This window comes from Ramlibacter sp. (assembly GCF_036676645.1).
Taxonomy (GTDB): domain Bacteria; phylum Pseudomonadota; class Gammaproteobacteria; order Burkholderiales; family Burkholderiaceae_C; genus Ramlibacter.
Genome location: NZ_JAKFCM010000032.1, coordinates 1 through 12430, shown reverse-complemented (window position 1 = coordinate 12430; position 12430 = coordinate 1). Strand labels below are relative to the sequence as shown.

Genomic DNA, 12430 nt, shown 5'->3' with positions numbered 1-12430 from the left:
ATGAAGTACACGAACTGGATATCGGCGTTGCTGCTGGCGGCGCTGGCCGCCGGTGCGCAGGCCCACGAGAACAGGGGCCCTGCGCCACGGCACGACGCACCGGTCGTGAAGGACCAGAAACCCTGGGGCATCGCCGGCGACCGCAAGGCGGTGCGCCGCACCATCGACATCGCCATGACGGACCAGATGCGCTTCACGCCCGATCGCATCGAGGTGCGCGAAGGCGAGACGGTGCGGCTGCGGGTGAAGAACAGCGGCCAGGTGCTGCACGAACTGGTGATCGGCACCCGCGCCGACCTGGATGCGCACGCCGAGATGATGGCCAGGCACCCCGGCATGGAGCACGACGAGGCGCACATGACGCACGTCAAGGCCGGCGCATCCGGCGAGATCGTGTGGAACTTCAACCGCCCCGGCGAGTTCGATTTCGCATGCCTGATCCCCGGCCACTACCAGGCCGGCATGGTCGGCAAGGTCACGGTCATTCCGCGCGAGGAGTCCCCGCAATGAGCAACACCACCCTCCTGTCCCGCCGCAGCCTGGTCGTCGGCGGATTCGTCCTGGCCGCCACCGCCGCCGCCGGCGGCGTGCAGGCCCAGTCGAGGAAGCCCGGCATCCCGCTGGAGGTCTGGAAGGACCCGAGCTGCGGCTGCTGCAAGGACTGGGTCGAGCACATGCAGGCCAACGGCTTTGCCGTGAAGGTGCACGAGAGCGGCAACAACGCCGTGCGCGCGCAGCTCGGCATAGCCGCGAAGTACGCCTCCTGCCACACCGCCGTGGTCGGCGGCTACGCGCTGGAGGGCCACGTGCCGGCGCGCGAAGTGCACCGGCTGCTCCGGGAAAAGCCGCAGGCCCGGGGTCTCGCGGTGCCCGGCATGCCGATCGGCTCGCCCGGCATGGACGGCCCGGCCTACGGTGGCCGGCGCGATACCTACGACGTCGTCCTGCTCACCCGCGACGGCGGCGCGAAGGTTTACCAACACTACGAAGGCAACAAGTCATGAAGCGCATCCTCATCACCAGCCTGATCGGCTTCTCGGCCGCGACCGCGGTGCTCGCGCAGCAGCCCGCCGCCGCCGACCACGACAAGCACCATGCGCCCGGCCCCGCCGCGGTGGCCGCCGCCGACATGACCGACGGCGAGGTCCGCAAGATCGACAGGGACGCCGGCAAGGTCACGCTCAGGCACGGACCCATCCGCAACCTGGACATGCCGCCCATGACCATGGTGTTCAAGGCCACCGACCCCAAGCTGCTCGACAAGGTCAAGGTCGGCGACAAGGTCCGCTTCGTCGCCGGGCGCGGCGAAGGCGGCGGCTTCTCCGTCGAAGCCCTCGAGCCGGTCCGCTGAGGGCCGCTTGATCCGCATCATGGCAGCTTCCCGGCGAAGCCCGATGCTGCATCCAACCCAGGAGCGATCATGAAAGTCCGTCACCTCACCCTCACCCTGGCCCTCGTCGCCTCCGCCGTCTCGGCCCAGGTCAGCCAGGAGGACCATTCGGCGCACCATCCGGAAGGCTCGGCGCCGCCGGCGGCCGCAGCAGCGCCGGCTCCGGGGCCGGCTGGCGGGCCGCCCATGGACCAGCGCTACGCCGACCAGATGAAGCAGATGCAGGACATGCACGCCCGCATGCAGTCCGCCCGGACCCCTCGCGAGCGCAGCGCGCTCATGGAAGAGCACATGAAGCTGATGCAGTCCGGCATGGACCTGATGCGCCAGATGGGCGGGATGGGGACGGGTGGCGCCGGCGGCATGGGCATGGGCATGGGCAGCATGGGCGGCGGCATGATGGGTGGCATGCAGGGCGCGGCCCCCGGCCCGCAGGGCGGCGGCACCCCGCCCCAGCCCAGCCAGGGCATGGGCCCCGGCATGATGGGCGGGATGATGGGCATGCACGCCGCCATGGAGCGCCGCATGGCCATGATGGAAATGATGATGCAGATGATGGTGGACCGCGAGGCCGCCACGCCGGGCCGGTGAGCGGGTGCCGCCATGGACCACGAGCACCCACCCACCGGCCGGCCTTCCTTCTGGCGTTCGCCGTTCGGGGTCGCCTGCACGCTGCTGGCCGTCGCGGCCAGCATCTATCTCTACGTGGCGCACCAGTCGCATCTCTATGCCGTGCTGCCCTACCTGTTCCTGGCCGCCTGCCCGCTGATGCACGTGTTCATGCACCGCGGCCATGGACATGGACATGGACATGCGCACGGCGCACCGCGCGGCGCGGGCCGTGATGAGCCGGGCACTGGCTAAGGCCGCGGGGCTGGCATCGGGACTCGGCGCCATCCTGCTGGGCGCCGGCCTGGCGCTGCTGGCCCCCGATGCGCTCCGGGCGCAGGCAGTGCCGATCCTGATCGTCGGCGCTGCGGTCCATGGCGTCGGCATGACGGTCCAGCACCGCCTGGAGTCCCAGGACCGGCCTGCGGCGGCGTGGGAACGTGCGCTCTTCTGGGCCTGCTGGATCGGCCTCGGCGGACTGGCCGCCTGGCTGGGCGCTCGCCTGCTCGCTTCGTGACCCGGTGGTGCCGGGGCCGACCCGCGCGGCCCGCTACTTCGCCGCCGAGCAGTGCCCCCCCTGCACCACCTGGCCGGATCCGGCGGCGATCAGCGGCGGCTCGTGCCGCAGGTCGACGGCCGGCGCGCGGACGAAGTCCCAGGCGAGGAAGCCGACCAGCGCGATCCAGAACGACCAGCGCAGCAGGCGTGTCCTGACGGTCATGCGTGCCCCCCTCAAGCGAAACCGATGCGGCGCCGCAGGCGCAGCCCCAGCAGCGTGCCCATGAAGGCCATCGGCATCCAGATCCAGCCGTGCAGGCTGCCGGTCGTGATGCCGCTGAACATCGCCCCGACGTTGCAGCCGAACGCCAGGCGCGAGCTGTAGCCCATCACGAAACCGGCGACCAGGCCGACGGCCCATTGCGCCGCGCGCAGCTGCTTCGCCTCCCCCGGCTTGCGCGCCGACACCCACAGTGCCCCGCCCAGCAGGCCGATGTTCGTGATGGAGGTCACGTCCAGCAGCGCCGACTGCGCCAGCCGGTCGGCGTTGCCGGCCGCGCTCCAGAACGCGTTCTGGGCCGGGTCGAACAGGCCGAGCGCGTGCGCGCCCTTGGCCGCCCACAGGCCGAAGCCGTAGACGATGCCCCAGGGCTGCCCGGCGACGACCAGGTTCAGCGTGGCCAGCACGGCGAGCGCCACGGCGCCCCACACCCAGCGCTTCTCGAACAGCGGCCGATCCGGCCCGACCCACAGGCGCACGGCCCCTGCGATCGCCAGCAGCGCGAGCAGGGTGGCGGCCAGCGCCGGCCCCGCGCCCCAGGCCTGCACCAGGCCGACCGGCTGCACCTGCCCCAGCACCAGCCAGTCCTGCACCTGCACCGAGCCGAGGAAGCTGCCCAGCGCGAACAGCGGCAGGATCGCCATGTTCAGCGGCACGCCCAGGCCGGCCTTGTACAGCGTGCCGGAACCGCAGCCATCGGCGACCTGCATGGCCAGCCCGAACACGAAGGCGCCCACCAGCAGGCTCACGCTGGGCGGACCCAGCGCCGCCTGCAGCTCGCCGAAGCGCCCGAGCAGCGGCATGGCCAGCGAGGCGGCCAGCGCGAGCAGCAGCAGCTGCCCGTAGACGCCGCGGGGGTCGCGCTGCTCGACCAGCCGGCGCCAGCCCGTGGTGAAGCCGAAGCGGGCACCGGCCAGTGCGGCGCCGAACCCGATGCCGACCAGGAACAGCACGGCCTGCCGCACCGACACGCTCCAGAGCAGCAGAACGAAAAAGGCGGCCAGTGCGGCCGCCAGCGGAAGGCGTTTCATCGGCTCACTTGAAGGTCTTGTCGGCCCACAGCCGGGCATCGATCAGCAGCTGCTGCAGGCGGCCGGGCACGTTGGCCATCGGCAGCGTGCGCGGGTCCTGCGACCAGCTCACCATCGAGCCGGGGTACAGGCTGACGTTCTTCTGCCCCAGCACTTCGGACATCGCGAACCAGTTGGTGGCCGCCCAGTGGCCGGTGTTGCAGAACGAGACGGTCTCCTTGTCGGCCTGCAGCACGCCGCTGGTGGCGGCGCGCACCTTCTCGGGCTGCAGCACGGCGCTGGACTCGCTGTCGAAGAAGCGGCTGTACTCGACGTTGACCGCACCCTGCAGGGTACCCGGCAGCTTGGCGGCGGCGTGGCGCGTCTCGCCCTCGAAGAAGGCCTTCGGCCGGGCGTCGACCAGCAGCTTCGAGCCCTTGCCGGCGTCCTGCACGATCTCGTCGGCGCTGGCGATCAGCGAGGCGTCGAGCTTGGGGCTGAAGTCGCTCGGCGCGACCGGGGTCGACACGGTGTCCAGCGGCAGACGGGCGTCGGCCCAGGCCTTGACCCCGCCGTTGAGCAGCGACAGCTCCTTCAGGCCCAGCACCTTGAGCGTCCAGTACACGCGCGCGGCCGCGCCGAAGTCGGTGGCGTTGGCGCCGCTGGAGACGACCACCGCGTGGGTCGCGGGCGAGAGGCCGAGCGAGCGCGCCAGTTCGGTCAGCCGGGGCAGCTCGGGCAGTTCGCCCGGATTGCCGGCGGGGCCGCGCCACTTGCCGTAGGGCGCATTGACGGCGCCGGGGATGTGGTTGGCCGCAAAGGCCTTCGGGTCGCGGATGTCGATCACCCGCAGGCTGGACGCGCCCAATTGGGCCTTGAGCTCCGCCGGCGTGAGCAGCGGCTGGGCCGCCAGGGCACCGCCGCCCACGGCCAGCGCGAACGCGAAAGCAAGGATCTTCTTCATCATCGGAGGGAGGGAGAGTCGGGCTGGAATGCATTGTCACGAATGCATCGGGAAAAGCGAAAGACAGCTTCCTCATATGCTCATGGGGCCGGGCGGCGGACCGGGCCGCGCCGACCCTGCCGCGCGCATGGGCAACCGGCGCACCGGCTCGCGCTCGGCGGCCTCGTTGATCCTGTCGTGCCGCGCCTGGATGTCGGCCGGCCACTGCGACTTGATCCAGGACAGCACCGCCACGATCTCGGCGTCGCTCAGCACGCCCCCGTAGACCGGCATGCTGCTCGGGTAATCCTTCAGGTTCGCCACCTGGGCCACGCCGTGCTTGGTGATGGCGAACAGCTGTTCGTCCGGGTGGTGCCAGGTGTGGCCCGAAGCATCGTGCGGCGGCGCCGGCAGGCGGCCCGAGGCATCCCGTTCGCGCCAGTTCGGCTGGCCTTCGAGCTTCGCGCCATGGCAGGCGACGCAGTGCGCGGCGTAGATCTTCTGGCCGAGCTGGAGCACCTGCGGGTCGGCCGGCTTGAGTTCGATGCGGCCGGGTCCGGACCGGCCGCTGTCGCACGCCACTGTCGCCATGCAGCACGCCAGCGCACCGGCCATCGAGAAAACGCGTAGCTTGCCGTTCATCATCGGTCATCGTACCGTCGCTCCGGACCGGCGGCGCGAACGCGCTTGACCTTGCCATCGAGGGAAGGTTCAAACTGGCCTCTTCCCACCAGGAGCCCTTTCATGACCGATTCCTCCATGCACCAAACCCATGCGCATCATGGACACGGCGCCCATGGGCATGCTGGGCACGAAGGGCACGCCCATGCGCCGGCCGACGCCGCAGCCCCGCCCGCACCCGAAGGCACGATCTACACCTGCCCCATGCATCCGCAGATCCGCCAGGACCACCCCGGCAACTGTCCGATCTGCGGCATGACGCTGGAGCCGCTGATGCCCTCGCTGGAGGACACCGGCGATCCGGAGCTGGCGGACTTCCGCCGCCGCTTCTGGTGGACGCTGCCGCTGACGATCGTCGTCACGCTGCTGGCCATGTTCGGCCACTCGCTCGGCTGGTTCGGCATGGCGACGCAGAGCTGGATCGAGCTGGTGCTGGCGCTGCCCATCGTGCTGTGGGCCGGCCGGCCCTTCTTCGAGCGCGGCTGGCAGTCGGTGGTGAACCGCAGCCCCAACATGTGGACGCTGATCGCGCTGGGCACCGGCGCCGCGTTCGTGTACAGCGTGGTCGCGACGGTGGCGCCGGAAGCGTTCCCGGAATCGTTCCTGTCCATGGGCCGGGTCGGCGTGTACTTCGAAGCGGCGGCGGTGATCATCTCGCTGACGCTGCTCGGGCAGATGCTGGAGCTGAAGGCGCGCTCGCAGACTTCGGCGGCCATCAAGTCGCTGCTCGGGCTGGCGCCCAAGACCGCGCGCAGGGTCGCGCCCGACGGCAGCGAGGACGACGTGCCGCTGGCGCACGTGCACGTGGGCGACCTGCTGCGCGTGCGCCCCGGCGAGAAGGTGCCGGTGGACGGCGTGGTGGTCGAGGGGCGCAGCTCGCTGGACGAATCCATGCTCACCGGCGAGCCGCTGCCGGTGTCCAAGCAGCCGGGCGACGCGCTGATCGGCGCCACCCTCAACACCAGCGGCGCGCTGCTGATGCGGTCGGAGAAAGTGGGTTCGGCCACCGTGCTGTCGCAGATCGTGCAGATGGTGGCGCAGGCGCAGCGCTCGCGCGCACCCATGCAGCGCATGGCCGACACGGTGGCCGGCTGGTTCGTGATGGTGGTGGTGGCGATCGCGCTGCTCACCCTGTTCGGCTGGGGGCTCTTCGGGCCGCAGCCGAGCTGGAGCTACGGGCTGATCAACGCGGTGGCGGTCCTGATCATCGCCTGCCCCTGTGCGCTCGGGCTGGCCACGCCGATGTCGATCATGGTCGCCACCGGACGGGGTGCCACCTCGGGCGTGCTGTTCCGCGACGCCGCGGCGATCGAGAACCTGCGCAAGGTGGACACGTTGATCGTCGACAAGACCGGCACGCTGACCGAAGGGCGGCCGGCCTTCAATCGCGCCGTCGGCGCGCAGGGCTACACCGCGGACGAGGTGCTGCGGCTGGCCGCCAGCCTGGACCAGGGCAGCGAACACCCGCTGGCCCATGCCATCGTGGCGGCGGCGCGCGAGGGCGGGCTGGCGCTGGCCCGGGTCGACGCCTTCGACTCGGCTTCCGGCATCGGCGTGCGCGGCCAGGTGGAAGGGCGTGCCCTCGCGCTGGGCAACACGGCGTTGATGCAGCAGGAGGGGGTGGACGTGGGGCCGCTGGCGGCGGATGCCGAGTCGCTGCGCAACGAAGGGGCCAGCGTGATGCACCTGGCCGTGGATCGCCGCCTGGCCGGCCTGCTGGCCGTGTCCGACCCGCTCAAGGCGACCACGCCGGCGGCGCTGCAGGAGCTGCACGCGGCCGGGCTGCGCGTGGTGATGGCCACCGGCGACGGCCTGACCACGGCGCATTCGGTGGCACGGCGGCTGGGCATCGACGAAGTGCACGGCGAGGTCAAGCCGGCCGACAAGCTGCAACTGGTGGAGCGGCTGCAGCGCGAGGGCCGGGTCGTCGCGATGGCCGGCGACGGCATCAACGATGCGCCGGCGCTGGCGCGCGCCGACGTCGGCATCGCCATGGGCACCGGCACCGACGTGGCGATGAACAGCGCCCAGCTCACGCTGGTCAAGGGCGACCTGCGCGGCATCGCCTCGGCCCGGCGGCTGTCGCAGCAGACCGTGGCCAACATGAAGCAGAACCTGCTGTTCGCCTTCGTCTACAACGCGCTGGGCGTGCCGCTGGCGGCGGGGCTCCTGTACCCCTTCACCGGCTGGCTGCTCTCGCCCATGGTGGCCGCCCTGGCCATGAGCCTGAGTTCGGCGTCGGTGGTGTTCAACGCGCTGCGGCTGGGGCGGGCGAAGGGGTGAAGGGAGTCGTCGTGCGTGGCTTCAACTAGGTGTCATCCCGGCGAACGCCGGGATCCATCTCCCGACCTCGATGCACCCCCGCGCGTGATCATGGGGCGGGAGATGGATTGCGGGTCAAGCCCGCAATGACACCTTCCGAGGCAAGCCCGCAACGACACCTTCGGGGGCAAGCCCGCAATGACGCCTTCCTTTTCAGCCGCGCGCCCGCTTCCCGTCCACGCTCCAGCCGCCCGGCCCGAAGGCCCAGACGAAGAGCATGCCGCCGATCACGGCGATGTTCTTCCAGAAGGCCTGGCGGTTCATGGCTTGCTGCGCTTCGGCCATCGCCCAGTAGTTGTGGAAGATGGGCGTGATCACGGCCACGAAAATCGCCAGCGCCAGCGCCGCCCAGCGGGCCTTCCAGCCCACCAGCAGCAGCAGGCCCGCGCCGATTTCCAGCGCGATCGCGATGGCCGCGCACAGCTCGGGCAAGGGCACGCCCTTGGACGAGATGTAGCCCACCACCCCGCTGAAGCCGGCGATCTTGGCCCAGCCGGCGGGAATGAACAGCCAGGCCAGCAGGACGCGGCCGATCAGCATGGCGGCATCCTGCGCGCCCGTGGTGGCCATGGCGCCGGGGGCGGCCAGGGTTTGGGTCGTGGTCGTGTTCATGCGCATGTCTCCTTGTTGAATTCAGAAGCGAGCTGACCTGGATCAGCCCGGCCACGGCTCACTTCTGGTAGCGGAGTATGCCAACGGTCGAGTCCATTTGCGGCGGTATCCTCTTCCGTGGCATGAATTCACGCACCACCCTCACCTTCCTGGGCGCGGCCGGCACCGTCACCGGCTCGCGCTACCTGCTGGAGCATGGCGGCCGCCGCGTGCTGGTCGACTGCGGCCTGTTCCAGGGCCTCAAGCAACTGCGGCTGCGCAACTGGGACCGCTTCCCGGTCGATCCCCATTCCATCGACGCGGTGGTGCTCACTCACGCGCACATCGACCACAGCGGCTACCTGCCGGCCCTGATCAAGAAGGGCTTCCGCGGGCCGGTGCATGCCACCGAAGCTTCGGTCGAACTGGCCGGCCTGCTGCTGCCCGACTCCGGCCACCTGCAGGAGGAAGAGGCCGAGTTCGCCAACCGGCACGGGTTCTCCCGGCACAAGCCGGCGCTGCCGCTGTACACCGAGGACGACGCGCGCCGTGCGCTGAAGCAGTTGCGGCGCACCGACTTCCACGCGGTGTTCGAGCCGATCCCCGGCGTGCGCATGCAGTTCGTCCCGGCCGGCCACATCCTGGGCGCGGCCAGCGTGCATGCGCGCTGGGACGGCGGCTCGGTGCTGTTCTCCGGCGACCTGGGGCGCGACGAAGACATCCTGATGAAGCCGCCGGAGACGCCGCCCGCGGCCGACACGGTGCTGATCGAGTCGACCTACGGCGAGCGCGAGCACCTGGACGAAGACCCGGCCACCCTGCTGGCCGAGGTGGTCAGCCGCACCGCCGCGCGCGGCGGGGTGGTGGTGATCCCGGCCTTCGCGGTCGGCCGCGCGCAGGCGTTGATGCACCTGGTGGCGCAGCTGAAGGCGCAAAGGCGCATGCCCGACGTGCCGGTGTTCCTCAACAGCCCGATGGCCGCCGACGTGACCGAGATCTACGTGCGCTACCGTTCGCAGCACCGGCTGAGTTCGCAGCAGTGCCGCGCCATGTGCGAAGCGGTGCGCATCGTCAACACGGTGGTCGAGTCGCAGCGCCTGAACGATCTGACGATGCCGGCCGTGATCATCGCCGCCAGCGGCATGGCCACCGGCGGCCGCGTGGTGCACCACCTGAAGGCGTTCGCGCCGGACCGGCGCAACACCATCCTGCTGGCCGGCTACCAGGCCGCGGGCACGCGCGGCGCGGTGCTGGCCGGCGGCGCGCGCGAGGTCAAGATCCACGGCGAGTACGTCAAGGTGCGCGCGGAAGTGGTGAGCCTGGGCTCGCTGTCGGCGCACGCCGACCGCAACGAGCTGCTGCGCTGGATCGGCAAGCTGCCCTCGGCGCCGCGCCAGGTGTTCGTCACCCATGGCGAGCCGGCGGCGGCCGACAGCCTTCGGCTGGCGATCCAGGACACGCACGGCTTCGACTGCTCGGTGCCCGAGCAGCACCAGGAAGTCGAGCTGTGACGGCCTCGCACGCCCAGCCGGCGCCCGCCACGCTGGTGGCCCGCCGCGCGGGCATCGACACCTACCAGGCGCCGATCGTCTACATGCGGCCCGACTGCCCGGTCTGCCTGGCCGAGGGCTTCGAGGCGCAGGCCCGGGTCGAGCTGGTGAACGACGGCCGCAGCGTGCTGGCCACCGTGCACCACGTCATGGCCGACTGGCTGCGCGTCGACGAGGCCGGCCTGTCCGAAGCGGCCTGGCGGCTGCTGGGGCTGCAAGGCGGCGAGCCGCTGGAGATCCGCCACCCGCCGGTGCTGCAGTCGCTGCGCCACATCCGGGCCAAGACCTACGGGGAGCGGCTCGACTACCCGCAGCTGCTGGCGATCATGCGCGACGTCGCCGCCGGGCGCCTGTCCGACCTGCACCTGGCCTCGTTCGTCACGGCCTGCGTGGGCGACCGGATGGACCGGCAGGAAATGGTGGACCTCACCCGCGCGATGGTCGATGTCGGCGAGCGGCTGCAGTGGCCGTTCGACACGGTGGTCGACAAGCACTGCGTGGGCGGCCTGCCCGGCAACCGCACCACGCTGCTGGTGGTGCCCATCGTCACGGCCTGCGGCGTCGCCATGCCCAAGACGTCCTCGCGCGCGATCACCTCGCCGGCCGGCACCGCCGATGCGATGGAGACGCTGGCGCCGGTGGCGCTGGACCTGCCCGCCATGCGCCGGGTGGTGGAGCGCCACGGCGGCTGCATCGTCTGGGGCGGCGCCGTGCAGCTCAGCCCGGCCGACGACGTGCTGATCCGGGTCGAGCGGCCGCTCGACCTGGACGGCACCGCGCAACTGGTCGCCTCGGTGCTGTCGAAGAAGGCGGCGGCGGGGTCGCGCCAGGTGCTGATCGACATCCCCGTGGGGCCGACCGCCAAGGTGCGCAGCGCCGCGGCTGCGGCGGAACTGTCCGCCGCGCTGGTGGACGTGGGCACGGCGATCGGCCTCGAGCTGCGCGTGCTGCAGACCGACGGCCTGCAGCCGGTCGGGCGCGGCATCGGCCCGGCGCTGGAAGCGCACGACGTGCTGGCCGTGCTGCAGGGCCACCCGCAGGCGCCGGCCGACCTGCGCCAGCGCGCGCTGGTGCTGGCGGGCGAATTGCTGGAGATGGCGGGCCGCGCCGCCGTGGGCGAGGGCCTCGCGCTGGCCACGCAGACGCTGGACAGCGGCCAGGCCTGGCGCCAGTTCGCCGCCATCTGCGAGGCGCAGGGCGGCCTGCGCGAGCCCGGGCGCGCGCCGCACGTGCGCGCCATCGCTGCGGAGCGGGCCGGCATCGTGCAGGCGATCGACAACCGCCGCATCGCCATGGCGGCCAAGCTGGCCGGCGCGCCGGTCGACGCCGTGGCCGGCGTCACGCTGGAGGCCAAGCTGGGGCAGCGGGTCGAGCGCGGCCAGCCCTTGTTCATGCTGCACGCGCGCAGCCAGGGCGAGCTGGACTACGCCACCGACTACGTCCACGCGCAAACCGGGCTGATCGCGATCGGAGACGACGCATGAGCACGGTCCTCCTCCCCGCACCGGGCGCCGAAGCGGCCGCCGAGTTGTTTGCCACCCACCTGCGCGCCGGCTCGAGCGACGAGGTCCGCGTGGCCCGCGTCGAATTCCGCCGCTTCCCCGATGGCGAGGCCTACCTGCGCCTGCTCGACAGCGTGGCCGGCACGCACGCCTGGGTGGTCGGCACCCTGCGCGACCCCGATCCGCAGGCGCTCACGCTGCTGTTCCTGGCCGATGCGGCGCGCGAACTGGGCGCTGCCAGCGTCGGGCTGGCCGCGCCCTACCTGCCCTACATGCGGCAGGACGCCCGCTTCAAGGATGGCGAGGCGATCACCTCGCGCACCTTCGCGCGCATCGTCTCGCAGGCGTTCGACCGGCTGGTGACGGTGGATCCGCACCTGCATCGCTACCCCTCGCTGGACGCGGTCTACCGCATTCCGTCCGCGGTGGCGCCCAGTGCGCCGGCCATCGCCCGCTGGATCTCTCAGCGGCTGCCGCGGCCGGTGGTGATCGGGCCCGACGGCGAAAGCGAGCAATGGGCGCGCGACGTGGCTGCGCGGGTCGGCTGCCCGGTGCTGGTGCTCGCCAAGCAGCGCCTGGGCGACCGCTCGGTGGAGATCTCACTGCCGCAGGCCGCCGGCCTGGCCGACCGCCAGCCGGTGCTGATCGACGACATCATCTCCAGCGCCCGCACCATGGCCACGGCCGTGCGGCACGTGCGCGCCGCCTTCGGGCGGGCGCCGGTCTGCGTCGGCGTGCACGCGGTGCTGGCGCCGGACGCGATGGACGTGCTGCGCGAAGCCGGCGCGGCCAAGGTCGTCACCTGCAACACGCTGACGATGGTCGAGGGGGCGATCGACGTGTTCGGGGAGCTGGCGGCTGCGGCGACGGGGTTGGCCTTGCAGCTGAACACCGCCGGTGGCATGCCGTCCGCGGGAGATGGATCCCGGCGTTCGCCCATTAGCGCTAACATAAATCAAGGCTCTTGAGGTATCCTCTACTCATCCATGGCGATGAGAAGAGGCCCTTCATGAAACAGTTGGCGCCGCAGCCGTCTTCAGAGCGCACAAGCTTG

At 71.3% G+C, this 12430-nt stretch carries 15 protein-coding genes; 10 read left to right on the top strand and 5 right to left on the bottom strand.

The genetic code is table 11. The annotated features are described in order from the left end of the window. The 6 genes from V6M57_RS05740 (at position 1) to V6M57_RS05715 (ending at position 2516) form a co-directional block, all read left to right on the top strand. Positions 1–510, top strand: coding sequence for a cupredoxin domain-containing protein (locus V6M57_RS05740; protein WP_332814029.1), 510 nt, complete (start codon positions 1–3; stop codon positions 508–510). Beyond that, entirely contained in the window at positions 507–1004 is a 498-nt protein-coding gene (locus tag V6M57_RS05735; RefSeq protein ID WP_332814028.1) for a DUF411 domain-containing protein, read from the top strand. Before V6M57_RS05740 ends, V6M57_RS05735 begins: the two co-directional genes overlap by 4 nt. After that, on the top strand, positions 1001–1351 hold the full coding sequence (locus V6M57_RS05730; RefSeq protein WP_332814027.1) for a copper-binding protein: 351 nt from the start codon (positions 1001–1003) through the stop codon (positions 1349–1351). Before V6M57_RS05735 ends, V6M57_RS05730 begins: the two co-directional genes overlap by 4 nt. A 69-nt stretch (positions 1352–1420) precedes the next feature. After that, a complete protein-coding gene (locus V6M57_RS05725; RefSeq protein WP_332814026.1) occupies positions 1421–1981 on the top strand; it encodes a hypothetical protein in 561 nt (186 codons plus the stop codon). Positions 1982–1993: 12 nt separating this feature from the next. Beyond that, positions 1994–2254: a DUF2933 domain-containing protein gene (locus tag V6M57_RS05720; RefSeq protein ID WP_332814025.1), complete on the top strand. Its 261-nt coding sequence runs from the start codon at positions 1994–1996 to the stop codon at positions 2252–2254. Further along, the gene (locus tag V6M57_RS05715) at positions 2196–2516 is read left to right on the top strand and encodes a hypothetical protein (RefSeq protein WP_332814024.1); all 321 of its coding nucleotides are present in this window, start codon (positions 2196–2198) and stop codon (positions 2514–2516) included. The genes V6M57_RS05720 and V6M57_RS05715 overlap by 59 nt, the downstream gene beginning before the upstream one ends. 33 nt (positions 2517–2549) lie before the next feature. On the opposite strand, the gene V6M57_RS05710 is transcribed toward V6M57_RS05715, so the two are convergent. The 4 genes from V6M57_RS05710 to V6M57_RS05695 form a co-directional block, all read right to left on the bottom strand. Next, positions 2550–2720: a hypothetical protein gene (locus V6M57_RS05710; RefSeq protein WP_332814023.1), complete on the bottom strand. Its 171-nt coding sequence runs from the start codon at positions 2718–2720 to the stop codon at positions 2550–2552. An 11-nt stretch (positions 2721–2731) separates the two neighbouring features. Then, positions 2732–3808, bottom strand: coding sequence for a YeeE/YedE thiosulfate transporter family protein (locus V6M57_RS05705; protein ID WP_332814022.1), 1077 nt, complete (start codon positions 3806–3808; stop codon positions 2732–2734). A 4-nt stretch (positions 3809–3812) separates the two neighbouring features. Further along, a complete protein-coding gene (locus V6M57_RS05700) occupies positions 3813–4751 on the bottom strand; it encodes a sulfurtransferase (protein ID WP_442968785.1) in 939 nt (312 codons plus the stop codon). A gap of 72 nt (positions 4752–4823) precedes the next feature. After that, the gene (locus tag V6M57_RS05695) at positions 4824–5372 is read right to left on the bottom strand and encodes a c-type cytochrome (protein WP_442968784.1); all 549 of its coding nucleotides are present in this window, start codon (positions 5370–5372) and stop codon (positions 4824–4826) included. Between the two features lie 102 nt (positions 5373–5474). On the opposite strand from V6M57_RS05695, the gene V6M57_RS05690 reads away from it, so the two are divergent. Next, positions 5475–7694: a copper-transporting P-type ATPase gene (locus tag V6M57_RS05690; RefSeq protein ID WP_442968783.1), complete on the top strand. Its 2220-nt coding sequence runs from the start codon at positions 5475–5477 to the stop codon at positions 7692–7694. Between the two features lie 192 nt (positions 7695–7886). On the opposite strand, the gene V6M57_RS05685 is transcribed toward V6M57_RS05690, so the two are convergent. Further along, a complete protein-coding gene (locus V6M57_RS05685) occupies positions 7887–8345 on the bottom strand; it encodes a DoxX family protein (RefSeq protein WP_332814019.1) in 459 nt (152 codons plus the stop codon). 122 nt (positions 8346–8467) lie between these two features. Between V6M57_RS05685 and V6M57_RS05680 the strand changes: the two genes are divergently transcribed. Genes V6M57_RS05680 through V6M57_RS05670 form a run of 3 tightly spaced genes read left to right on the top strand, consistent with a single transcriptional unit; the run spans position 8468 to position 12344 of the window. Next, on the top strand, positions 8468–9835 hold the full coding sequence (locus V6M57_RS05680) for an MBL fold metallo-hydrolase (protein ID WP_332814018.1): 1368 nt from the start codon (positions 8468–8470) through the stop codon (positions 9833–9835). Then, on the top strand, positions 9832–11358 hold the full coding sequence (locus V6M57_RS05675) for a thymidine phosphorylase family protein (RefSeq protein WP_332814017.1): 1527 nt from the start codon (positions 9832–9834) through the stop codon (positions 11356–11358). Before V6M57_RS05680 ends, V6M57_RS05675 begins: the two co-directional genes overlap by 4 nt. Then, positions 11355–12344 carry a ribose-phosphate diphosphokinase gene (locus V6M57_RS05670; RefSeq protein WP_332814016.1) on the top strand — a complete coding sequence of 330 codons (990 nt, stop codon included), beginning with the start codon at positions 11355–11357 and terminating at the stop codon, positions 12342–12344. The genes V6M57_RS05675 and V6M57_RS05670 overlap by 4 nt, the downstream gene beginning before the upstream one ends. Positions 12345–12430: the final 86 nt, after the last annotated feature.

Coding starts and splice junctions, on each gene's coding strand:
- V6M57_RS05710 (WP_332814023.1), bottom strand. CDS start 2,720: ATGACCGTCAGGACACGCCTGCTGCGCTGGTCGTTCTGGATCGCGCTG.
- V6M57_RS05740 (WP_332814029.1), top strand. CDS start 1: ATGAAGTACACGAACTGGATATCGGCGTTGCTGCTGGCGGCGCTGGCC.
- V6M57_RS05700 (WP_442968785.1), bottom strand. CDS start 4,751: ATGAAGAAGATCCTTGCTTTCGCGTTCGCGCTGGCCGTGGGCGGCGGT.
- V6M57_RS05670 (WP_332814016.1), top strand. CDS start 11,355: ATGAGCACGGTCCTCCTCCCCGCACCGGGCGCCGAAGCGGCCGCCGAG.
- V6M57_RS05730 (WP_332814027.1), top strand. CDS start 1,001: ATGAAGCGCATCCTCATCACCAGCCTGATCGGCTTCTCGGCCGCGACC.
- V6M57_RS05695 (WP_442968784.1), bottom strand. CDS start 5,372: ATGAACGGCAAGCTACGCGTTTTCTCGATGGCCGGTGCGCTGGCGTGC.
- V6M57_RS05720 (WP_332814025.1), top strand. CDS start 1,994: ATGGACCACGAGCACCCACCCACCGGCCGGCCTTCCTTCTGGCGTTCG.
- V6M57_RS05715 (WP_332814024.1), top strand. CDS start 2,196: ATGGACATGCGCACGGCGCACCGCGCGGCGCGGGCCGTGATGAGCCGG.
- V6M57_RS05685 (WP_332814019.1), bottom strand. CDS start 8,345: ATGAACACGACCACGACCCAAACCCTGGCCGCCCCCGGCGCCATGGCC.
- V6M57_RS05680 (WP_332814018.1), top strand. CDS start 8,468: ATGAATTCACGCACCACCCTCACCTTCCTGGGCGCGGCCGGCACCGTC.
- V6M57_RS05690 (WP_442968783.1), top strand. CDS start 5,475: ATGACCGATTCCTCCATGCACCAAACCCATGCGCATCATGGACACGGC.
- V6M57_RS05735 (WP_332814028.1), top strand. CDS start 507: ATGAGCAACACCACCCTCCTGTCCCGCCGCAGCCTGGTCGTCGGCGGA.
- V6M57_RS05725 (WP_332814026.1), top strand. CDS start 1,421: ATGAAAGTCCGTCACCTCACCCTCACCCTGGCCCTCGTCGCCTCCGCC.
- V6M57_RS05705 (WP_332814022.1), bottom strand. CDS start 3,808: ATGAAACGCCTTCCGCTGGCGGCCGCACTGGCCGCCTTTTTCGTTCTG.